The following is a 21,721-nucleotide window of genomic DNA, read 5'->3' on the forward strand; positions in this document are numbered from 1 at the left end:
CTGTTTAATTTTCGATATAATAGACCGCATAGCTACTTGCGGTGATGGTTATTTCACCCCCATTGTATGCATCGGGTACATAGTTACTCGGTGCTGCATCAGCCATAACCATTTTTTCAGCTCTCATGTAGGGTTGCACTCCCGTGTCGAGTGGGCTGTTTGAAGCCGTATAAAGGCCTTTTAACTCAACACCATAATCATTGGCAAACTCTTTTGCTGCGGCACGGGCATCTTTAATTGCCAGTTTTTGTGCCTGCTTTTGTAGCTCTTCATATCGGCTCGATACAAACTGTGTTTGATTTATTTCATTAATACCTGAGTTTACGAGTTGTTGAAGTAAAACAGGGTACTGTTTTGTATCAGTGAGCGTGAGTGATAAATTACGAGTTACACGGTATCCAACGAAGTTTTGTTTGCCTGTTTCACGGTTATATTCCGTTTCGCGTTGAATAGAAATATTAGACGCATAAATGCCCTTTTCTTCTACCCCTTTTGACTTTGCAAGCTTTATAGCTTTTGCCATTGTATTGTCGGCTTTATTTTTAGCGGCGATTAAGTCTTTATCAATTTCTACAATTGCGACCGTTAGTTTTACGTTGTCGGGGATTGTGGTGATAGACGCATTACCTTGAATATAAATATGCGGAGCGTCTGGCGTTGCCAAGGCAAAAACATTAAAACTCATAAATGCGGCAATAGATGAAAAAACAAATTTATTCATAACCTTGTTCCTTTTGTATAAACGTGAACTATTAAATACCTTATAAGGTTAATTAGCAATGAACAAGCTTAAACTAGAAGCTTAACGCTCGAAACAACACGGCTTTGAACAACATTTACACATAAGGATTAAAACATTGTATTACTGTTTTTAGATTCCTTTGGAACAGACTGCCCAACCCCCCAATGCTCAACAATTTTACCTTCTTCCATCCGAAATATTTGGATTGCAGCACCGCCAAGTGATTCAGGTGTATGTTTTACATGAAGGTGAAGCCAAACAAGATCACCGTCAGAAGCGGTGCGCTTAATGGACATTGAAAGTTTAGGGTACTTTTTATAACGGCTCTCAAACAAACTCAACAGCGCATCACGGCCATCAGGTATGTTTGGTGAATGCTCAATAAAATGTTCGCTGTAACATTCATTACGCAAAATATCTATTCGATGCTTAGGCTCAAGATCTGGTCTATTTTCGAGGATTTCCATGCAATACAGCGCCTTCTTTAAGTTAGATTCCTCTAAAGCAGTTTCTGCGCTATCTTTTGCATTAAATTCACACCCTACAAGGAGTATGGAAATTGCAAACAACACAACTCTAATCGCTATTTTCCCTGTACTCATATATTACTCCTATACACGCTGTTGCCAGAATGTTCATGTATTTCTTGCCCTTAATATGGGCAAAAAATGTGGCTAAAATGAAGCTGAGAGAAACAGAGCACCCTGTTTGCCGTAGCGCTTTAAATTCGTGCAAGCTTTAGAGTTTATATTCACGTCGCACTTTGTTGGAAAAAATGCCAGACAAGGTCCCACTTAAGATCTTTGTCTTTCGCCGAAGCCGAAATTGGTTTATCTACTGCACCTGCACTGAATGCTAATATCGCTATCAGTCCAATGACTGCAGTTTGGATCATTTCCTTCTTCCTTTTACTCTCCTGAGTTAAAAAATCGGCTAGTTGCTTAATACATGGCTCTGAGGAAAAAAAAGCGCCCTGTGTTTTGGGCTGGCAGCAGCCACTTAATAGGATTCTTGCTAGGTATCATTTAAAAATAAATTACAGTCTGGCTAATTTATAATTCAGTAAAATGACTATAAAATTAAAGACTTAAAAATACTCTATGTATTACTGTTATCCGTAAAATAACTATGTATGTTACCTAATCGTGATGTAGCAAACTAGAAACCATGCACACGTTGTTATTTGGCTAGGGATGCATGTTGTGATAAGTAAGATGAAAGTTCGAATTAAACATGGGGTTACCCAAACGACGTTACTTTAATAAGAACGAGTAATAATTAACCACCTTACAGCGATACCAGAAGAAAAGACATTAATTCCAATCAATCTTTTTGTAATAAACAAAACAGGTCAGATCTTTACTCGATAAATTTAAAAAACTAATAATATAGTAAATAGAATATGGTTCACTCTAATAAAAATATTAGGTTTTGTGAGGCTGGTTGTTTAGTTGGCATAGCTTACTAACTTATACATTTCACAATGGGAGAATTGTTCTACAAGAGCGCACTTTATCCCTTTGAATCCTTGATGACTCTCTTAACGAAGCTGTTTAGCAGAAAATAAAAGCCGATGAAATTGCGTTACTTAATAGCAATTCATCTAGTATCGACTCATCTTAGCTCGACAATTGTGTTACTGGTATTGGTGTTACTGGTGTGAGTGTTGAGTGCATGTATTTTTATGCAAAAAAAGGGGACCTACTATTTTAGGTCCCCTTTGTCATTTAGCCAAAGCGCGAAGGCTTTGTTTCTATTAATATTTTAAGTTTAAATACTTAAGTTTAAATGCTTTAGTTTAAATGCTTTAGTTTAAATACTACGTCGCTTGTAATTGCGGTATTCAGGTAACCAATAATTCTTTTCGATAGCAGCCCACAGCGCGTCGTCTATTAGTTCCAGTGCCACACCTTCTTCCATCGCTTTTTTAGCAACGGCAAACGCAATACGTTTACTCAATGCTTGTATTTCAGTTAGTGCTGGCAATAAGCTACCTTGACCTGTGTTTGCACGTGGTGAAGACTCTGCTAACGTTTCACTTGATACAATAAGCATTGCATCTGTGATACGGGTTGCTTTTGCAGCAATTACACCTAAACCAATACCAGGGAAAATGTAACTGTTATTACATTGTGGGATTGGGAATAACTGGCCGTTGTATTCAACCGGTTCAAATGGGCTTCCTGAGGCGACAATGGCTTGTCCGTCGGTCCATTCTATAACATCTGCTGGCAGTGCTTCTACCTGCTTAGACGGGTTGCTAAGTGGGAAAATAATTGGCTGCGCACACGAGGCATGCATTGCACGAATAACTTGCTCAGTGAATAAGCCAGGTTGACCCGATACACCAATAAGGATATCTGGTTGAGCGCAGTGCATTACATCAAGAAGCGAGGCAAATTCGCCACTGTAAGTCCAGTCTTTTAAGTTTTCTTTTGATTGCGATAAAGCATCTTGGAAATCACGAAGACCTTCCATTCCTTCTGTTAGTAGACCAAAGCGATCGACCATGTATATTTGTGAACGCGCTTGCTCGTCAGAAATGCCTTCAGCAACCATCGTACTGATGATTTGCTCTGCAATACCGCACCCTGCTGAACCTGCGCCAACAAACACAACTTTTTGTTCTGATAACTTAGCACCTTTAACACGACACGCCGCAAGTAATGAACCAACTGTAACAGCTGCAGTACCTTGAATGTCGTCGTTAAAACTACAAATTTCGTCACGGTAACGTTTAAGCAGTGGCATTGCATTCGGTTGTGCGAAATCTTCAAATTGAAGTAGCACACTTGGCCAGCGACGTTTTACTGCTTTAATGAATAGCTCAAGGAACTCGTCGTATTCTTCTTGCGAAATACGTTTATGGCGAGCACCCATGTACATAGGATCGTTAAGTAGTTTTTCGTTGTTGGTACCCACATCAAGCATAACAGGTAATGTGTATGCTGGGCTTATACCACCACATGCGGTGTAAAGCGACAGCTTACCAATTGGAATACCCATGCCCCCAATACCTTGGTCACCAAGGCCTAGAATACGCTCACCATCAGTTACAACGATAACCTTTACTTTGCCTTTCGTCGCATTGCGCAAGATATCGTCGATTTGGAAACGATCTTCGTACGAAATGAATAAGCCACGTGCACTGCGATAAATATCAGAGAACTTTTCGCAAGCGTCTCCCACTGTCGGGGTATAAATAATCGGCATCATTTCTTCAAGATGGTCACGCACTAAACGGTAGTAAAGTGTTTCGTTGTTATCTTGAATAGCACGTAAGTAAATATGTTTGTTTAAGTTGTCGCTAAAACTTGAATATTGTTGGTAACAACGCTCAACTTGCTCTTCAATTGTTTCATAACGCGGTGGCAGTAAACCGGCTAGGTTGAAACTTTCCCTTTCTTTTTGTGAAAATGCACTGCCTTTATTTAATAGTGGCGTTTCGATCAGACCTGGGCCTGAATAAGGAATATAAAGATAATTCGGATCGGTATTTGTAGTCATATTTCCAAGCTTTGATGGCGTCATAATTATGATCTGACATTATTACTGTTGAAGGTTAAATTGCAATGACAATCCACCTTGTCAGACCATTGAAGAAAATGAATTTTATGCTCTAAAAGGCATAAGGCTAAGTATACATGAAAACTCAGCAGCTTTAAGGCTGCTGAGCCTATTTTTAGTGGCTTTTATCACTTAAAGCGATGCCCTCACGGCGTGGATCTGCAGCACCATAAAGTTTACCGTCTTTTAGTTCAACAGCATGTAAACCAGAGTTTAAATCTAAGATGCGAACTTGGTGGCCTCGGTTAACAAAATCGGCTTCGTGGTTGGCAAGTTCGGTGCCTTTTTCAAGACTGGTGTAATTATTACGATTTGTGATACGTGGCAAATTAATTGCTTCTTGTGCATCTAAATCCCAATCAAGAACAGCCACAACAACCTGCGCTACATAATCAATAATTCGGCTTCCACCCGGTGAACCCACGACTAATCGTAAGCTACCGTCTTTGTTAAATACCATTACTGGCGACATAGAACTACGCGGACGTTTACCTGCCTCAACACGGTTAGCGAGTGGTTTACCATCTTTCGTTGGCGATAAAGCAAAGTCAGTAAGCTGGTTGTTTAAAATATACCCGTTCACCATAACGGTTGAACCAAAAGCCATTTCAATTGAACTGGTCATTGACACGGCATTGCCTTCGCTGTCTACAATTGATACATGCGACGTTGACGGTAATTCATAAGCGTCATCCTGCGCATAGGCCAATGAGTTAGGAGGCGTTCCAGCCTCTGCGTGGGCATCTTTTTCGGTAATCAACTTAGCACGGCTTGCTAGGTAATTTTTATCTAATAAACCGTCCGTTGGAATAGCCATAAAATCTGGATCGCCCATGTATACATTACGGTCTGCAAACGCTAAACGTGATGCCTGGGTAAAGTAATGCAATGCTTGTACTGAGTTAGGTGCAAGCTTGGCCATGTCTTTGTGTTCTAGCAACGCTAAAATTTGTAATACCGCAACACCCCCACTACTCGGAGGGGCCATTGAGCATACTTCGTATTGACGATAATCAACACACACAGGGGCGCGCTCTTTACTCTGGTAGTTAGCAAGGTCTGCTTCTGTTAACGTGCCTGGTGCAACCACTGAGTTTTGTACTGCATGCACTAATTGTTTGGCATTCTCACCTTTATAAAAGGCATCAATACCCTGCGATGCTATGTCTTTATAAAGAGCCGCTAATTCAGGGTTCTTTTTTACAGACCCGACAGCCAGTGGCTTACCATCAGGGAAAAAGTAATCACGAATGACGGGTAACGTTGTAACGCCAGGGTTTAGCTCTTTTGCCAGCAACTTATGCAAACGAGGGGATACAACAAACCCCTGCTCTGCCAGCTCAATTGCCGGTTGAAACAGCGTGTGCCATGGCAATTTACCATAATGTTTATGCGCGCTTGCAAAGGCATGTAAAATCCCAGGTACACCTACTGAGCGACCACCCACAACTGCTTCAATCCATTTTACTGCTTTACCATGTTTGTCTAAAAAAAGAGTTTCATCAGCATGGCTTGGCGCTGTTTCACGACCATCGAAAGTGGTTAGGCTTTTGTTTTTGTTGTCGAAATACATCAAAAACGACCCACCACCTATGCCCGATGATTGCGGCTCAACCAGTGTAAGTATCAGTTGAGTTGCAATGGCAGCGTCTACCGCTGAGCCGCCCAGTTCTAACATTTTTTGACCGGCTTTTACTGCATACGGATTTGCAGCAGCAACCATGTATTTAGTGCCTTCAACGACCTGCTTATGCGCAAAGCCTGTTGCGGCTTCAGGCTCACGCGTTTCAACCTTAGTTGGAGCTGCAAAAATTGACGTTGTATAAATTAATGACGAAGAGAGCACAATAAGTGCTTTTGTTTTGAATAACATAAATAAACTTAATCCCGGTGTTTAATTGGCATCTTAAAATTAAACGTGCACAATATGCAAAATTTAAGATACAACAAAAATAACATGATCAACCTTCCTCTGAAACCACAATATGTACTGCCGCCACTGTGTTTAATGCTGATTAGTACCCTTTTTGCTGCGTTTAACTTAAATGATTATTTAGAATTTAACCGTAATTTAGTTGCAGATGGTGAATTTTGGCGTATTTTCACGAGTCAATTTGTACATGCAAACTGGCCGCATTTAGCCTTAAATTGCGCCGGAATTTTATTAATATGGGCATTGCATGCAGAACATACCTCCCCTGCTCGGTATGCTTTTAATACCGCTGTTTTGGCTTTATGGTGTGGTTTAGGCGTATGGTTATTTTGCCCTGATATAAAAATATACACTGGACTGAGTGCACTCTTGCACGGTGTTATTATTTGGGGCGCTGTCAAAGATGTGCAAGCAGGTATGCTAAGTGGCTGGTTGTTATTTATAGGCACCTGGGCAAAAGTAGTGTGGGAGCAAGTTGCAGGCCCTAGTGAATCAGTAAGCCAATTGATTGCGTCAAATGTTGCCATTGATGCTCACTTTATCGGTGCAGTTGGCGGCACTGTGCTGGCTTTGCCTGTACTGATTAAAGTTATTAAACATCGCGAGTAACTTCATAACTTTGCTCGCTTTTTTTAGCTGTGTTCTTTTTTAACACGAAAAATTGTTAATACGAAAAAGGAATTTTAAATGATAAAGAATAATGGCTATTTTTATCTTGGTCTCATCGCACTTTGCCTTTACGGCCCTTTACTGCTTAGCTTTCTAAGCTCATTTATTAATTTACAGTTTATATCGCCAAGGTATATGAGGGATGTCTCTCAGGTAAAAAATATTATTGTATTTGCCTCAGCTATTTTGGGCTTCACCTTATTACTCATGAAATACCAGGAAGTAAGTGCGCTTTTTAAAAATAGAATAATCGCAAACATCACACTTATATTGAGTTTTTTGTATGCTTGCTTGATGATTACTGGGGCAGGCTTAGTTATGTTTCTGGATGCGACCTTCGGCTCACATAAAGACTACATTTATCAAGAACACACACTTAATGACCGTACTTTCTATGTCTATACAGCGGACCCCGGTGCTTTTGGCAAAGCGCATCATTATGTGTATTTAAAGTGCCCTGCATCCTTTAATCGCTATGAATTAGAGTTTATAGCCAAGCTATCGTGGATAAAGAACTTTAAGATGAGCTTAGTGAGCGATGATTTAATTTTTAAAGGCGAATCAGAGCAGTATACAAAAGTGCTCAATGTAAGCACATTTCACTGCAAATAGACCCATTGAAATAATCATAATGTAAATAAAAACAGCCACTTAAAGTGGCTGTTTTTAAATTACTTAATAGTATTAAAGCGTTTCTTTAAATAGCTTATAAATACGACGGTATTCATCTAACCAGCTTGATGGCTGTACAAAACCATGGGGTTCAACTGGGAAGATGGCTGTTTCAAAGTTTTCTTTTTCAAGCTCAATTAAACGTTGTACTAAACGCACTGAATCTTGGAAGAATACGTTATCATCAACCATAGGCGCATTAATTAATAAATGACTTTTCAGGCCTTCAGCAAAGTAAATTGGTGAACTCTTTTCGTAGGCGATCGGGTCAACATCTGGATGATTTAAGATGTTAGACGTATAAGGTCCGTTGTAATGAGCCCAATCGGTCACTGGACGAAGTGCAGCACCCGCTTTAAATAAATCAGGTTGGGTAAATAGTGCCATAAACGTCATGAAGCCACCGTAAGAACCGCCATACGTGCCAACAGCTTGTGTATCAACATTCGCGTTTTCAGCCATCCAGCTTACGCCATCGGCTAAATCTTGAATCTCTGGTGTGCCCATTTGACGATAAATTGCAGTACGCCAATCACGGCCATACCCTTTCGACGCACGATAATCCATATCCATGACTACATAGCCTTCAGATGCTAATAGTGAATGGAACATAAACTCGCGGAAGTAACCAGACCACCCCATGTGGGAGTTTTGTAAGTAACCTGCACCGTGGTTGAAGATAACTGCTTTACGATTTTTACCGGTTTCGCCTTCTTTATAGTCAGCGGGGTAATACACTTTTGCGTAAATAGGTTGATCAGTGTGGCTTGAAGGCACAGCAACAATTTTAGGCGCAATTAACTTCTTAGCCAAAAACTCGTCAGACACCGTATGCGTTAACTGAGTTACTTGTGTATTTGCTTTTGCATCAGCAACATATAGCTCTGGTGGCGACATAATTTTTGAGTGAGTTAGCAGTAATTTGCTTTCATCTGGACTTAACTGGTAATCAGTCATACCGTCTAGGTTAGTCACTTGCTCAGACTCACCGTTAGCAGGATTTACACGGTAAATTTCGTATAGACCTGGGTGCTCAACATTTGCTTTGTAGTAAATCGCTGAGTTATCCGCGGTTAATGTTAGGTTTGAAACAACAAACTGACCTTTAGTAAGTTGTGTTGCTTTACCATTTAGCGGCTTTTTATAGATATGGCTGTAACCAGACTCTTCTGATAAGTAGTAAAGCGTATCTGAGTTATTTAACCAACCAAAGTCATTGTATGCATAGTTAACCCACGCATCATCGTGTAAGCGGTGTTGAGAAACAAGTGTGTTATTCTTTGTATCAACAGTTGCTAACCAACGGTCTTTGTTGTCCCATGCTTCAAGCATAAGCGCAACCTTTGAGCCATCGGTGTTCCATTGGATTGCACTTTGATCCCAACCCCAGTCCATCATTAGATTAATTGCACGTGGTGCTTTTTCAGACTTGTAAGTTTTGCCATCACGGGCGTAGTTTTCTTTTTTTACCGCGGCAAGCACATCTTCATCAAAGCCTGGTAATGTGTCGAACGCCAGTGTTGTTTGCTCACCCGATTTAAGGTCAATGTAAATAACATCTGAGCTGATTGGTTTTTCATCTGCAACACGGCGACGTACTTTTTCTGCTTTAACTCGCGCATCATCAGCGATGTAATTAGGCATAATATCGCCTTCATCGCGCCATGGACGGCTTTCGGTGGTTACTGCAACTAATGCTTGGCCATTTGGTGAAAGCTGCACATCGGCTAAACGCTTACCTTTACCTAAATAAAACTGTGAATTTGCAATGCTGTCGTTTTGCTCTTTGATTTGTTCTTCACGCGCTTCACGATCTTTTTTATTTTTGTGCGTAAGTGCAATGTAATCAATTAATTTATGCTGTTCTTTTGCAATATACGTGTCAGGCTCTTGAACACCTTTTGGTGCATCGTCTAAGTGCAGATTTACAAGCTCTACTTGACGACCTGTCGCTAAATCAACTTTATAAAATGCATTACCTTGGCGGTAAGCAAGATTGCCGTCGGTTAAAAACTGCGGTTTTGATTGCTGTGCACTGTCGTGTGTGATCTGCGTTATTTGACCTGAGCTCAAGTTTTTAACAAAAATATTGCCTTCAAATGCATAGGCCTGTTGCTTTTTATCTGTTGAATAAACAGCATTTTTTGCACCAACAGTGTGTAGTTTATTTAACGCAACTTGAGATGCAGACTGGCTATTAACCGCTTGAACATATAAGTCACGTAATTCGTTACCTTGTTGCTTTTGAGCATAAACGATGCTTTTAGAGTCACCATTCCAAAAAGCGCGCTCAGGCTGACGACCAAGCCAATCAGGGTGAGCCATAGCTTGCTCTAATGTAATTTCAGATGAACCAGTGTCTACGGGTGTAGCAACCATTGGAGCAACTTGAGTAGGACTTACTTCTGTTGCAGTTGAGGCGGTTGTTTGACAACCAGCTAGCATGAAGCTAGATGCGACTGCGAGAGCCACTAACGTTTTGTTAGCAGTGGTTTTGAATTTCATAGTGCTTCTTACAGGTAATTATAATTCGCCTTATTTAAGCAGAAGCACTGATGAAATAGCAATTTTAATAGGATAAACAGCCAAACTTTTCCGTTTAATAACAGCTTATTTTAACGAAATATCGAGCCACACCATGCGATGATCAGAAGACGCATTACGATCTTTAATTAAACGGTACAATTCGCTGTCTTTGGTTGGCCAAAATACCCCCCCATTTTTAATTTCAATACCGTAATTTGATGGCAGTACATAATCAGCACGTGCTTGCCAATACGCGGTGTAATTTTTAGCGTAACTGTCTTTATAAGACTCTTTTGCACCTTTACTCGATGGTGTAAACAACGCATTAACATGTGGATTTTTTAATATTTGATCCGTTGTCGTTGGGCGTGCTTTATCCCCTTCTGGTGCAGCATTTAAATCACCAACAATTACAAACCGACTATTCGGTTTTAAGCCACCTTGTTGGCCTTTATCATCATAGAGGTAGTTTTCGTTGTTAATGTAATCAGCAATCAGTCTAACTTCATCATGGTTGCGCTTGCCGTTACGGTCTTCATCACCATCAAATACAGGTGGCGTAGGATGCGAAGCTAATAAATGGAATGTCTTTCCTTTTACTTTTATGGGTAAATCCCAAAACGATTTTGAGCTTAAATGAATAGCTTGCCACGCTTCTTTTGAATACCAATCTTTACCTGTTTTGGGGTCTATAGGCATTTGCGCGTTTGGCATATCTTTGTATTTGAATGTTTGCAGTGTACGGGCTTTTTCTAAATCAATAGGATAACGCGAGAGTACAGCCATCGCATAATGCCCCTCAAAGAAGCCAAAACCGTGCGCATCACCTTTGTAATGCCCCTTTACACCATCTTTATCTAGGTCAAAATTAGTGGGTAAACCTGTATTAACCGGCGCAATGAAAGCATACGGGTAATCTATAGCAACCTGCTTATTTTGTGAGACTTGTAGATAATTTTTACGAAAAACATTAATGCCTTTATCTGCATCGATGTAATCAAATTCATTGAGTAAAATAACATCAGGTCTGACGCGTTGAATAATTTCTGCGATATTACGAATTTGCTGGTGGTTACTTGCAAGCGCTTTACTGAGCGCGTCTTTATCGATTGTTTCGCCTTTGCTTGCATAGTTTGTTGCGTCCATACTGACGTTAAAAGTCGCAACGCGTAAGTCGGCAGCAACAAGGTTAGTTGCAAATAAACCAGTTGCAAGTGCAATTGAAGACGTTAATAAGGCGTTTTTCATGAAATAAATCCATCTACTATTAAAAGTAAAATAATACTACTGACGATGATCCATAAGATCATTGCCATCATAAAAGGTTTAATACCAGCTTGCTTAAGCACTGTAACAGATAAGCCACTGCCAATTAAAAATAGCGTCATAACTAATATTTGTTTCGCGCCAATATTCAATGCATGCCAAAGAGGTTGATACTCTGGTAAGCTTGAATTTATCAGTGCTGCTGCTAAAAATCCAATTATAAACAAAGGGATACTTGCTTTTTCATCGGATTTCCAAAAAACTCCCGCAATACTTGTATAAGGAATAATCCACATTGCTCGGGTTAACTTTATGGTGGTTGCAATCGCTAATGCTGATGCGCCATAAGCAGCTGATGCACCAACAACGCTACTGGTATCGTGTATTGCAAGTGCGGCCCATACACCAAATTGCTGTTCTGTTAGACCAAGATAGTGACCAATCATTGGAAATAGCACCAGACCTAGCGCGTTTAATAAAAAAACAACCGCGAGTGAAATGGCGACTTCATGATCTTTTGCTTTTATTACGGGGGCCATAGCTGCTATCGCACTCCCACCACAAATTGCCGTACCAAACGATATCAATACCCCAGTATTTTTATTCAGTTTAAATAACTGAGATAAAATTTCACCAAGTCCAATTATGGCTGTAATGCTAACAATGGTGAGTACGATAGAGCTGCGCCCTACTTCAATAACTTGATTAAAATCAACAGCAAACCCTAAACCTATGACAGCAATTTTGAGCATTATCTTACTCAATTTTTGAGATAGAGCTGCAAAGGGGTTACCCAAAATAATAGCAAATAAAGCCCCTACAATGAGCGATGTAGCAGAACCTACAAAAGGAATAGCCGAGATTAAGAATAACGCAATAAAAAGAAGTTGTTTGGGACGTTCAGCAATCACAACGGGGCTCTTATCAGTCTGTTTGTTAATTTATGCACCAAAGGCGCGATTAAAATCACAGTAGGAAATGCAACACAAAAAGCAAAAGCCCATGCTTTTAACCAAAGAATCACAATATTATCGACAAAACCAACGTTAAAAATGCTGATCACCAATGACATAAAACCAGACATAAATAACGCCATAAAAAACGCAAATACGACTGTTTGTAATCGTGGATGGAACATAGCACGCTAATATTAGTATAAAAATAGGAGTCTATCGGAAGAATTTATAGACGCAAGCTCTTTGAGACAAGAGACGTAAATACATGTAATGGCATTAAAAAGCCGAGAAGACCTCGGCTTTTAGCAATTTAAACTGATTAGTTTAAAATCAACTGTGTACTGGTGTTTGCGACACCTGGGTAATCTTCTTCTGGTAGAATTTCGGCAAGGGCCGCTAAACGCTCACCCAGTTGATGAAGATTATCGGCAGAGACATTAATGTGCCCCATTTTGCGACCCGGCTTTGCTGTTTTGCCATACCAGTGACTCGTAACGTCGTGTGTAGCCAGCACTGATTGAGGGATAGATGGTTGGCCTAACACGTTAATCATCGCTGTTGGGCGAAGTAACTCCGTGCTACCCAGAGGTAAACCCGCCACTGCGCGCATATGGTTTTCAAATTGCGAACAGTGAGTGCCCTGCTGCGTCCAGTGACCCGAGTTATGCACACGTGGCGCAATTTCATTAACGAGCAATGTACCTTGCACATCAAAGAATTCAATCGCTAACACACCTACATAATCAAGCTCTTGCGCTAATTTATTAAACGCGCGCTCAGCTTGCTCTTGAATGGCCGCTTTTTCTTTGCCAGCAACAGATAGCGTTAATACACCGTTGGTATGCTGATTTTCGGTTAATGGGTAAATAACCGTGTTCCCTGCTTTGTCGCGTGCACCAATGATTGATACTTCACGGTCAAATGGGATCATCTTTTCAGCAATGATTGAATGTGGCGCAGAGTCAGTACCTGAAGCAATGAAGTCTGCCATTTCAGACCAGATTTGTTCAATTTCGTCATCTGATTTTAAACGCCACTGGCCTTTTCCGTCGTAACCAGCTTGGCAAGTTTTAATTACCAGCGGTTTACCTAAACGTTCAACTGCGGCAATTAAATGTGCTTTTTCGGTGATTAATTGATAAGGCGCACACTCTACGTGTGTTTTATCGAGTAACGCTTTTTCTAATGCACGGTCGCCGCCAGTTTTTATGGCTGCTTTGCCCGGGTAAAACTTATTGCTTTGACAACACAGTGTTAAGACATCATCGGGAATGTGCTCAAACTCTGCGGTAATAGCATCTGCATTATCGATTGCTTGTTGTAATGTGCTGCTGTGAACTTCACCTGTTAAAGGGTGAATAATTTTTTCACTGCCTACATCGTAAGCAACCACGTTTAAATCAAGCGGTGCGCCTGCTAAACTCATCATACGAGCTAGCTGACCTGCACCTAAAATCAAAATATTCATATTACTCTGCAGGATTTGGGTTAGCTAAAATAGTCTCTGTTTGTTCTTTGCGGAATGTTTCTACTTTTGCGAAGATTTCAGGCTGTTGGCAACCTAAAATTTGTGCAGCGAGTAGACCCGCGTTTGCCGCACCAGCTTCACCAATAGCAAGCGTACCGACAGCAACACCTTTAGGCATTTGGCAGATAGATAATAATGAATCAACACCGTTTAGCGTTTTAGATTTAACAGGCACACCTAATACAGGTAGCGAGGTAAACGCCGCAGCCATACCAGGTAAGTGCGCAGCACCACCGGCACCCGCTATAATAATTTTTATACCACGCTCAGCAGCTGAGCTTGCATAATCGGCAAGTAATTGAGGAGTACGGTGTGCAGAAACAACTTTGGTTTCGTATTCAATGCCGAATTTTTCAAGCATTAACGCCGCATGTTCCATCGTTGGCCAATCTGATTTGGAACCCATAATAATGCCAACAGTCATATTTACACCTCAATCAATTTATTTTATAAAAAAGCGATTAATACCAACTGATAATTTAATCATGCAAATTGGTATAAAAGCGGACTTTTGTCCTTATTTTGTGGCGTGTATTATATACCTAAGTCACATAAAGATGCGACTCTAGAAGCACAAAAAAGCCATGACTTGCATGGCTTTTAAGCAGTAACTTAACGATTACGCTTCTTTACTTGCTAGGTACTCAGTATATGTTCCCTTAAAGTCGATAATTTTACCGTCTTTAATCTCCCAAATACGATTTGCAAGTGATGATACAAACTGTCTATCGTGTGAAACGAACAATAATGTACCTTCGTACGCTTCAAGGGCTAAGTTTAGCGCTTCGATAGATTCCATATCCATGTGGTTGGTTGGCTCATCCATTAACAAAATGTTTGGTTTATGCATCATAATCTTACCAAACAACATACGGCCTTGCTCACCACCTGAAATGACTTTTACCGATTTTTTGATGTCGTTTTGTGAAAACAGCATACGACCAAGGAAACTACGAACAACTTGCTCATCATCTCCTGCTTGTTGCCATTGTTCCATCCATTCAAACAAGTTCATGTCTTTTTCGAACTCATCTGCATGGTCTTGTGCATAATAACCAATGTTCGCGTTATCAGACCATTTATACTCACCTTGCTTTGGTGCTAAACGCCCAGCAAGAGTATTTAAAAGTGTTGTTTTACCAACACCGTTTTCACCGATAATCGCAATGCGCTCGCCCACTTCCACTAAGCCCTCAAGGCCGCTGAAAAGCATCTCGTCAAAGCCTTGTGCAAGGTTAGTTAACTCAAGTGCATTACGGAATAATTGCTTTTCTTGTTCAAAGCGAATAAACGGGCTCTGACGTGATGACGCTTTTACTTCTTCAAGCTGAATTTTATCAATTTGTTTAGCGCGTGATGTAGCTTGCTTTGCTTTAGAAGCATTTGCAGAGAAACGCGATACAAATTGTTGAAGTTCAGCAATTTGGCTTTTCTTCTTGGCGTTTTCGCTTAGTAAACGTTCGCGAGCCTGTGTTGCAGCAAACATATATTCATCGTAATTACCTGGATAAATACGTAATTCACCGTAATCGATATCAGCCATGTGTGTACACACTGAGTTTAAGAAATGACGGTCATGCGAAATGATAATCATGGTGCAGTCGCGCTGGTTTAACACGTCTTCTAACCATTTGATGGTGTAAATATCCAAGTTATTGGTGGGCTCATCCAGTAACATGATATCTGGGTCAGAGAACAGTACTTGAGCAAGTAACACACGCAGTTTAAAGCCAGGGGCAATTTCAGACATTGGACCGTAATGCTGTTCAGTGCCAATACCTACGCCAATAAGTAACTCACCTGCTTTAGCTTCAGCAGAGTAACCGTCCATTTCAGCAAATTCGGTCTCAAGATCGGCTACTTTCATACCGTCTTCTTCGCTCATTTCGGGTAAGCTATAAATACGATCACGCTCCTTTTTTACTTCCCACAGCTCTTTATGACCCATGATAACCGTGTCGATAACAGAAAACTCTTCGTAAGCAAACTGGTCTTGGTTTAGTTTTGCGATACGTTCGTTTGGATCTGTGCTGACATTTCCTGCTGATGGCTCAAGCTCACCACTGAGGATTTTCATGAACGTTGATTTACCACAGCCATTTGCACCGATTAGACCATAGCGGTTGCCATCGCCAAATTTAGCTGAGATATTTTCGAATAAAGGTTTAGCACCAAATTGCATGGTGATATTAGCTGTACTAATGATAGCGGTACCCTCCAGCGGGTAAAAGTAAAAATAAAACTGCGTGCAATTTTAAACTAAAGCCGCTTTGCACGCCATGAAAGTTTCTTTAAATACGCGCAGTGATTTTACAATTTCAAATGGGCAGTCTACCTTTAATGAGCATGCTCACTTTTATTTATGAGCGCGCTCATTTAAAAATTTAGCAATATAAATCAATGGGCTAAACATGAAAAAGCACGATCAAACGCACTCACGGATACTGAACGAAGCGTGGAGTCTCTTTACTGAAAGTGGCTTTAACGACACGTCAACCAGGCAAATATCTACAGCAAGCGGTATTGCTGTAGGCACTTTGTTTAATCATTTTTCTGATAAGGTGGCAATTTTAGAGGCGTGTTTAGACATGCGTTTTAAAGATGTGTTAGAGCGTGCAAAAGAGACCGATATACATCGCCCGCCCCGACTTAAGCTTAATCACTATGCACAATATTTTTATCAATTTTATTGTTTGCACCATTGTTTTTATAAAGTGCTTTTTAGCCAACGATTGTTTTCGCAAACATTTCAACAGCAGCATATGGATCTAATGCATTCATTAGTTTTTGCTGACCAACCACAATTTAACAAAGTAAAAGCTGCAATCTTGCTTGATTGTTATTTTATGACTTTATTGTATGGATTAGGTGCAGACACACCCAATACTAAATTAATGCTAAGAACACTTAGTCAAAAAGTGTCTATTTTTTAGTCTGACTAACACGTTGATTATTCAATGAAGTGAACTGAAAATGAATAAATATTCCACAAAGGCTGTACCTTTCATGATATTTTTTCACTTTTTACCTTATTTTAGCTTTGATAGTCTTCATCTTTTAGTTAATTTATACCTCTTAGGGACAATAATAAAACAAGGTACTCTATGAAAAGAACACTCGCTGCCACACTGATTGCTGGTTTATTCACAAGTTACACTGTAGATGCAATCGAAATATACAAAGATGAAACGAACAGTGTCACAGTAGGCGGCTTTATCGATGCGCGTATTATAAACACGCAAGGTCAGACAGAAGTTGTTAATGGTGCGTCACGCATTAATTTTGATTTTAAGCGCCAATTACAAAATGGATGGCATGCATTTGCATTACTAGAATGGGGCGTAAACCCGGTAGGCAGTAGTGACATTATTTATAATAATCGCTTTGAATCAATTCAGGATGAGTTTTTATATAATCGATTAGGTTATGTCGGTATTAAGCACGATGACTATGGTCAAATTACGCTGGGTAAACAATGGGGTGCTTGGTATGACGTTGTTTATAACACTAATTTTAGTTTAGTGTGGGATGGTAACGCAGCTGGCGTGTATACGTATAATAAAGACGATGGTGCAGTAAACGGCACCGGTCGAGGTGATAAAGTACTGCAATACCGTAATAAATGGGGTAAGTTTCATGTTGCACTGCAAGCCCAGTTAAAATCTGATGATTTTTATACATGTGATATTGCCGATATATCACGAAGTTCATGTGAAGTGCTTTGGAACCAAGGCAATAACGCTGCGCAAAAAGTAGAGTTTAATTCAACCTATGGTGCTGCCCTCACCTATTTTGCTACTGATAATTTAAAATTAACAGCGGGTGTAAACCGTGGACAATTTGATGTTTTATACGCGGGTGGGCGGAATCAATCGGTCACTGATCTAATTTATGGTGCGGGCATTACCTATGGTGACTTTTATAAACCGGGCTGGTATGCATCGGCCAACATAAACAAAAACGAAAACCACGACACCGATAACATTGGCCGCTTAATAAAAGACGCTGTCGGGTTAGAATCAATTTTAAGTTATCGATTCGACAATAATTTACGTACTTTTGTTGCCTATAACGTGTTTGATGCCGGTGACGATTACGTGATCCAGCCAAACTTTAATGCAGATCCTGAGGATGTGTTCAAGCGTCAGTTTGCAGTTTTAGGCGCACACTATTTCATGGGCAAAGACACGATTTTGTATATCGAAGCGCGTAAAGACTTTAGTGACTTTTCAAGCAATGATGCAGAGCAAGAAGCTCAAATGTCGCAAACCGAAGATGATGGTATTGCCATCGGCTTCAATTACACATTGTAATTAAGTTTTAATTTAGAGCCCACAATCGTGGGCTTTATTTTTTAGATAAATAACTCTATGCCAACGTACCCTGTACGACACTGCAATAACGATAATTACATTCAAATCATTAAAAGCTAATTGAATATAAATACATACACATAAAAGATGTTATCGATAACACCATTGTGAAAACTCTTATTTTTCCCTACTCCTCTATTTTGCGAGCTTTTACATACCTAGCGTATTTTCGATGTCATGGGGAGAAATTAAGTCACTGCTCTGATATTACGTATGCGGCTTGCTGGTAACTGAGTGCAAAATGCAACTGGGGTTTATGCACGAAATTAAGACATGTTATTGGTAATAAAGAAGCGACAAAAATGCAAAAGATAAACAAAATTAACTCAGCTCTGCAAAGTTAATTCGACTAAATTAGATGTTACTTAGGGCTTGAACCATCGTTCTTGCGATTAATTATTATACTTCCCCACTCAATTGCTGAGAGTGTAATTAATAAAGATAAAGTATGATGTGTTCTTATTGTTACTGCTATTCTACAGCGAGTATTCACGTTCTACTTTTGCGATACGTGTTGTAAATGCGTTATATCATTTATCGCGACCAAGTTGTTGAGCGTTGAGGTGCTCAACATGTTGTTTCCACGACTTAATAGCATCTAGGCTTTGCCAGTAAGAAACGGTAATCCCTACACCATCACGCACTGATTCCATGCCTAAAAAACCAGGTTGTTGCTCGGCAAGCTCAACCATACGGTTAGCCATTTCTTCATAGCCTGCGGTGTTCTCAGATAAGGTGTTCGTAAATATAACTGCGTAATACGGGGGTTTGGGCGTCGTGGCTATCATAATGGTTACTTACGTCTGCTTGGTTCAAAACCATCATAACATGGAATATCACTGTCGAAGGTATCCCAATTGGCTTTCGAACTGACAAAGTTATGGCTAATCGGACGCTCTGTAATATCGCTGTCCAATAGACCTAAGCGTATACGCAAACGACTCATATCCTCTTTATTTTCACTGTAAATAGGCGAGCCACAACAGCGACAAAAATAACGTATTCTACCGGCTTTAAATTCAAACGCACTCAGATACTGCTTACCTTGTGTAATTGCAAACCCATCACGGCGAATAAACCCATTCGTCGCATAAGCGGTACCCGAATTTTTACGGCATAGTGAGCAATGGCAATGAATAATTGAATCTATGCCACCAGCAATTGTTACCGTTACTTTGCGACACAAACAGCTTCCTTGGTACATATTCCCTCTTGTGGTTTTTAATAGCCGCGATGCTTCCAAAAATCGTTGGCTGAGCCTTCGCTTGGTTTCAGTAAGTTAAACGATTTATCTGCAATTATATGGCCATTTAGCTCAATAGTCATGCGCCAAATACCCACTTTATTATCAACAGGCGCCCAGATAGTATCGCCTAAGTAAAACTGCCAGTCGTTTGTTTTTACATACTCTTCACCTTCAAATGGCGGCATTATTTCACCGTCATCATCGGGAATATTTGGATGATACACACAGAACTTAATTTTTTGGCCTTTTGCTTTTTTAATATTAACAATAAAGCCAAATTCGATATCTAACTCGGCTGGCACATCCGTGGTAAATTCAGTGATTTGTGGTAGGTCTTTTTCTTTTGCATCCCAATGACTGTAGATGCCATAACTTTCAATAGTCGAAACAGGTTTAGCTTTGGCCATACCGACTTAAGGTCCTCTCATTAAACAGGCGCTCATTTTATAGTAGCCATTTTGCCATAACAAGCTTGTACTATAATAACATCTTTAAGTGATGTGTTTTGTCCACAGCTCATTGTTAAGTTCAAAACCACATTTTGCAAGCAGCTTTATGCAAGCTGTATTCTCGGGTTGAACAATTGCATGCACTTTATCAACAGGAGTTGTTATAAACACATTTAGTTTTTGAAAAAACTCTAACAGCACTTTTTGCATTATCCCCTTACCAAAGTAGTGAGATGCGAGTTCAAAGCCTAACACACCCTGCCCATCTATTATGTTAAATAGCCCAATACTGCCAATTACTAAGCCACTACTTCGTAAAACAATCACTAAACGTATACCTTGCTGGTTATAAAAACCTTCGATATCACCTTGAATAAAATCGTATACGTCACCTTTTGTTAAATCACTTTTATAGTCATTAAATGACTGCACTTGAGGATCTTTTAAAATCTCCCATATTGCTTGGCAATCTTTATGGCGTATGGGCCTTAAATCGTAGGCATAGTTGTCATCACAAGACACGTCTATTTCTTCTTTTTACTTTATGAGCAGGCATTATTGTCTTACTATAAGCGCAATTACAAGCAATTAGGTTTAGTACGATGAGTGAAGAATTTAAAGTAATTCAACCAACCACCACTGTTTATTGCAAAGAACGAGGCGAAGGCTGGACCTTAACAGGCATCACGAGTATTGATGAGCACACATCGGTCATGTTTGACGGTGTGAGATACACACTGCCAGCCAGAGAAATCGTTGAAGTATTACTACCACAGCAACTCGAAAGAGAAAAAAGTCAAAGTGAATAAAAACAAAAAGCCAGCAATAAGCTGGCTTTTTAATGTGTTAATTAGCAACTCACGTTATCAGTTTATTTAACGTAAGGCGTTAATACGCTCATCAAGTGGCGGGTGAGATGAGAATAACTCAGCGACACCTTTACCGCTTGCAATACCAAATGCCATCATTGAACCTTCTAGTTGCGATGGGTGGTTTTGCTTTAAACGCTCAAGTGCGCTGCGCATTTTATCTGCGCCAACAAGTTTTGCAGCGCCTGCATCCGCCGAAAACTCACGTTTACGGCTATAGTAGGCCACAATCACACTCGCTAATACACCAAATAACATTTGGAAAATCATATCAAACAAGAAGTAAGTCCAGCTACTGCCACCTTCTTCTTCATCGCTATTGATAAAGTTATCAACAATACCAGCCAATACTTTTGCCATAAAGATAACAAAGGTATTCACCACGCCTTGAATAAGCGTAAGCGTGACCATGTCACCATTAGCAATATGCGATACTTCATGCGCCAAAACAGCTTCCGCTTGGTCTTGATTCATGTTGTGTAATAAACCTGTACTCACAGCAACTAACGAGTTGTTTTTACTAGGCCCAGTTGCAAATGCGTTCATTTCAGGGCTGTCGTAAATGGCCACTTCAGGCATTGCAATGCCTGCTTTTTTAGCCTGTGCAGCCACAGTTGAAACAAGCCATTGCTCAGTTTCTGAACGAGGCTGTTCAATAACATGAGCGCCCGTTGACTTTTTAGCCATCCATTTCGACATAAATAACGAAATAAATGAGCCGCCAAAACCAAATACGGTCGAAATGACTAGAATGCCGCCTAAACTGCGATGACTAATACCCAGTACACTCATCACAATAGACAACACAATGCCTAACACTAGCATGACCGCTAAGTTAGTCAGTAGAAACAAGAATACACGCTTCATAAAAACCTCAGAATAAACATACCAATTGTATTAACTAACGGCATGATTAAAAACCGTT

General features: G+C 40.2%; 22 protein-coding genes. 5 read left to right on the forward strand and 17 right to left on the reverse strand.

All coding sequences use genetic code 11. The annotated features are described in order from the left end of the window. Positions 1 to 4: 4 nt before the first annotated feature. The 5 genes from H3302_RS08080 to ggt form a co-directional block, all read right to left on the reverse strand. The gene (locus tag H3302_RS08080; RefSeq protein ID WP_036968370.1) at positions 5 to 721 is read right to left on the reverse strand and encodes an SIMPL domain-containing protein; all 717 of its coding nucleotides are present in this window, start codon (positions 719 to 721) and stop codon (positions 5 to 7) included. Positions 722 to 849: 128 nt separating this feature from the next. Further along, positions 850 to 1,344: a nuclear transport factor 2 family protein gene (locus H3302_RS08085; protein ID WP_182396374.1), complete on the reverse strand. Its 495-nt coding sequence runs from the start codon at positions 1,342 to 1,344 to the stop codon at positions 850 to 852. A gap of 149 nt (positions 1,345 to 1,493) precedes the next feature. Next, complete coding sequence (locus H3302_RS08090; RefSeq protein WP_180311606.1) at positions 1,494 to 1,637, reverse strand: hypothetical protein; 144 nt, start codon at positions 1,635 to 1,637, stop codon at positions 1,494 to 1,496. A gap of 917 nt (positions 1,638 to 2,554) precedes the next feature. Next, complete coding sequence (locus H3302_RS08095; RefSeq protein ID WP_182396375.1) at positions 2,555 to 4,249, reverse strand: NAD-dependent malic enzyme; 1,695 nt, start codon at positions 4,247 to 4,249, stop codon at positions 2,555 to 2,557. A gap of 175 nt (positions 4,250 to 4,424) precedes the next feature. After that, positions 4,425 to 6,182: a gamma-glutamyltransferase gene (ggt, locus tag H3302_RS08100; protein WP_180311607.1), complete on the reverse strand. Its 1,758-nt coding sequence runs from the start codon at positions 6,180 to 6,182 to the stop codon at positions 4,425 to 4,427. 54 nt (positions 6,183 to 6,236) lie between these two features. Here ggt and rrtA point away from each other — a divergent pair, with 54 nt between their 5' ends. After that, positions 6,237 to 6,851: a rhombosortase gene (gene rrtA / locus H3302_RS08105; protein ID WP_374027194.1), complete on the forward strand. Its 615-nt coding sequence runs from the start codon at positions 6,237 to 6,239 to the stop codon at positions 6,849 to 6,851. A 78-nt stretch (positions 6,852 to 6,929) separates the two neighbouring features. After that, positions 6,930 to 7,523 carry a hypothetical protein gene (locus H3302_RS08110; RefSeq protein WP_118844321.1) on the forward strand — a complete coding sequence of 198 codons (594 nt, stop codon included), beginning with the start codon at positions 6,930 to 6,932 and terminating at the stop codon, positions 7,521 to 7,523. A 72-nt stretch (positions 7,524 to 7,595) separates the two neighbouring features. On the opposite strand, the gene H3302_RS08115 is transcribed toward H3302_RS08110, so the two are convergent. The 7 genes from H3302_RS08115 to H3302_RS08145 form a co-directional block, all read right to left on the reverse strand. Then, a complete protein-coding gene (locus H3302_RS08115) occupies positions 7,596 to 10,088 on the reverse strand; it encodes a prolyl oligopeptidase family serine peptidase (protein WP_180311608.1) in 2,493 nt (830 codons plus the stop codon). Between the two features lie 105 nt (positions 10,089 to 10,193). After that, complete coding sequence (locus tag H3302_RS08120) at positions 10,194 to 11,357, reverse strand: endonuclease/exonuclease/phosphatase family protein (protein WP_182396376.1); 1,164 nt, start codon at positions 11,355 to 11,357, stop codon at positions 10,194 to 10,196. Then, the gene (locus tag H3302_RS08125) at positions 11,354 to 12,286 is read right to left on the reverse strand and encodes a YeiH family protein (RefSeq protein ID WP_182396377.1); all 933 of its coding nucleotides are present in this window, start codon (positions 12,284 to 12,286) and stop codon (positions 11,354 to 11,356) included. Before H3302_RS08125 ends, H3302_RS08120 begins: the two co-directional genes overlap by 4 nt. Next, positions 12,283 to 12,513, reverse strand: a complete 231-nt coding sequence (locus tag H3302_RS08130) for a DUF2798 domain-containing protein (RefSeq protein ID WP_036968356.1) — start codon at positions 12,511 to 12,513, stop codon at positions 12,283 to 12,285. Before H3302_RS08130 ends, H3302_RS08125 begins: the two co-directional genes overlap by 4 nt. A gap of 137 nt (positions 12,514 to 12,650) precedes the next feature. Next, complete coding sequence (locus H3302_RS08135) at positions 12,651 to 13,799, reverse strand: 5-(carboxyamino)imidazole ribonucleotide synthase (protein WP_036968354.1); 1,149 nt, start codon at positions 13,797 to 13,799, stop codon at positions 12,651 to 12,653. Position 13,800: 1 nt separating this feature from the next. Continuing rightward, positions 13,801 to 14,283 (reverse strand): 5-(carboxyamino)imidazole ribonucleotide mutase, encoded by a 483-nt coding sequence (gene purE / locus H3302_RS08140; RefSeq protein WP_182396378.1) that lies wholly within the window; start codon positions 14,281 to 14,283, stop codon positions 13,801 to 13,803. 195 nt (positions 14,284 to 14,478) lie between these two features. After that, positions 14,479 to 16,065 (reverse strand): ABC-F family ATPase, encoded by a 1,587-nt coding sequence (locus H3302_RS08145; protein ID WP_074988205.1) that lies wholly within the window; start codon positions 16,063 to 16,065, stop codon positions 14,479 to 14,481. A 205-nt stretch (positions 16,066 to 16,270) separates the two neighbouring features. Between H3302_RS08145 and H3302_RS08150 the strand changes: the two genes are divergently transcribed. Beyond that, positions 16,271 to 16,792, forward strand: coding sequence for a TetR/AcrR family transcriptional regulator (locus tag H3302_RS08150; RefSeq protein ID WP_036968346.1), 522 nt, complete (start codon positions 16,271 to 16,273; stop codon positions 16,790 to 16,792). Between the two features lie 171 nt (positions 16,793 to 16,963). Continuing rightward, a complete protein-coding gene (locus H3302_RS08155) occupies positions 16,964 to 18,172 on the forward strand; it encodes a porin (RefSeq protein WP_036968343.1) in 1,209 nt (402 codons plus the stop codon). A gap of 590 nt (positions 18,173 to 18,762) precedes the next feature. Here H3302_RS08155 and H3302_RS08160 read toward each other — a convergent pair. The 4 genes from H3302_RS08160 to H3302_RS08175 all read right to left on the reverse strand — a co-directional run bounded on the left by H3302_RS08160 (position 18,763) and on the right by H3302_RS08175 (position 20,449). Continuing rightward, positions 18,763 to 19,020, reverse strand: a complete 258-nt coding sequence (locus H3302_RS08160; protein WP_182396379.1) for an antibiotic biosynthesis monooxygenase — start codon at positions 19,018 to 19,020, stop codon at positions 18,763 to 18,765. A 5-nt stretch (positions 19,021 to 19,025) separates the two neighbouring features. Further along, positions 19,026 to 19,436 (reverse strand): GFA family protein, encoded by a 411-nt coding sequence (locus tag H3302_RS08165; RefSeq protein ID WP_074989599.1) that lies wholly within the window; start codon positions 19,434 to 19,436, stop codon positions 19,026 to 19,028. A 17-nt stretch (positions 19,437 to 19,453) separates the two neighbouring features. Further along, the gene (locus H3302_RS08170; protein ID WP_036968338.1) at positions 19,454 to 19,885 is read right to left on the reverse strand and encodes a DUF3859 domain-containing protein; all 432 of its coding nucleotides are present in this window, start codon (positions 19,883 to 19,885) and stop codon (positions 19,454 to 19,456) included. Between the two features lie 84 nt (positions 19,886 to 19,969). Continuing rightward, positions 19,970 to 20,449 carry a GNAT family N-acetyltransferase gene (locus tag H3302_RS08175; RefSeq protein ID WP_182396380.1) on the reverse strand — a complete coding sequence of 160 codons (480 nt, stop codon included), beginning with the start codon at positions 20,447 to 20,449 and terminating at the stop codon, positions 19,970 to 19,972. A gap of 80 nt (positions 20,450 to 20,529) precedes the next feature. Here H3302_RS08175 and H3302_RS08180 point away from each other — a divergent pair, with 80 nt between their 5' ends. Further along, positions 20,530 to 20,736, forward strand: a complete 207-nt coding sequence (locus H3302_RS08180; RefSeq protein WP_036968335.1) for a hypothetical protein — start codon at positions 20,530 to 20,532, stop codon at positions 20,734 to 20,736. A gap of 66 nt (positions 20,737 to 20,802) precedes the next feature. On the opposite strand, the gene htpX is transcribed toward H3302_RS08180, so the two are convergent. Continuing rightward, positions 20,803 to 21,663: a protease HtpX gene (gene htpX, locus H3302_RS08185; RefSeq protein WP_036968332.1), complete on the reverse strand. Its 861-nt coding sequence runs from the start codon at positions 21,661 to 21,663 to the stop codon at positions 20,803 to 20,805. Positions 21,664 to 21,721 lie beyond the last annotated feature (58 nt).

The sequence above is a fragment of the Pseudoalteromonas sp. MT33b genome (genome assembly GCF_014117385.1).
Taxonomy (GTDB): Bacteria; Pseudomonadota; Gammaproteobacteria; order Enterobacterales; family Alteromonadaceae; genus Pseudoalteromonas; species Pseudoalteromonas lipolytica.

Coding starts and splice junctions, on each gene's coding strand:
- H3302_RS08130 (WP_036968356.1), bottom strand. CDS start 12,513: ATGTTCCATCCACGATTACAAACAGTCGTATTTGCGTTTTTTATGGCG.
- rrtA (WP_374027194.1), top strand. CDS start 6,237: ATGCAAAATTTAAGATACAACAAAAATAACATGATCAACCTTCCTCTG.
- H3302_RS08095 (WP_182396375.1), bottom strand. CDS start 4,249: ATGACTACAAATACCGATCCGAATTATCTTTATATTCCTTATTCAGGC.
- H3302_RS08180 (WP_036968335.1), top strand. CDS start 20,530: ATGAGTGAAGAATTTAAAGTAATTCAACCAACCACCACTGTTTATTGC.
- ggt (WP_180311607.1), bottom strand. CDS start 6,182: ATGTTATTCAAAACAAAAGCACTTATTGTGCTCTCTTCGTCATTAATT.
- H3302_RS08135 (WP_036968354.1), bottom strand. CDS start 13,799: ATGAATATTTTGATTTTAGGTGCAGGTCAGCTAGCTCGTATGATGAGT.
- H3302_RS08110 (WP_118844321.1), top strand. CDS start 6,930: ATGATAAAGAATAATGGCTATTTTTATCTTGGTCTCATCGCACTTTGC.
- H3302_RS08120 (WP_182396376.1), bottom strand. CDS start 11,357: ATGAAAAACGCCTTATTAACGTCTTCAATTGCACTTGCAACTGGTTTA.
- H3302_RS08080 (WP_036968370.1), bottom strand. CDS start 721: ATGAATAAATTTGTTTTTTCATCTATTGCCGCATTTATGAGTTTTAAT.
- htpX (WP_036968332.1), bottom strand. CDS start 21,663: ATGAAGCGTGTATTCTTGTTTCTACTGACTAACTTAGCGGTCATGCTA.
- H3302_RS08090 (WP_180311606.1), bottom strand. CDS start 1,637: ATGATCCAAACTGCAGTCATTGGACTGATAGCGATATTAGCATTCAGT.
- H3302_RS08150 (WP_036968346.1), top strand. CDS start 16,271: ATGAAAAAGCACGATCAAACGCACTCACGGATACTGAACGAAGCGTGG.
- H3302_RS08115 (WP_180311608.1), bottom strand. CDS start 10,088: ATGAAATTCAAAACCACTGCTAACAAAACGTTAGTGGCTCTCGCAGTC.
- H3302_RS08085 (WP_182396374.1), bottom strand. CDS start 1,344: ATGAGTACAGGGAAAATAGCGATTAGAGTTGTGTTGTTTGCAATTTCC.
- H3302_RS08170 (WP_036968338.1), bottom strand. CDS start 19,885: ATGGCCAAAGCTAAACCTGTTTCGACTATTGAAAGTTATGGCATCTAC.
- H3302_RS08160 (WP_182396379.1), bottom strand. CDS start 19,020: ATGATAGCCACGACGCCCAAACCCCCGTATTACGCAGTTATATTTACG.
- purE (WP_182396378.1), bottom strand. CDS start 14,283: ATGACTGTTGGCATTATTATGGGTTCCAAATCAGATTGGCCAACGATG.
- H3302_RS08155 (WP_036968343.1), top strand. CDS start 16,964: ATGAAAAGAACACTCGCTGCCACACTGATTGCTGGTTTATTCACAAGT.
- H3302_RS08165 (WP_074989599.1), bottom strand. CDS start 19,436: ATGTACCAAGGAAGCTGTTTGTGTCGCAAAGTAACGGTAACAATTGCT.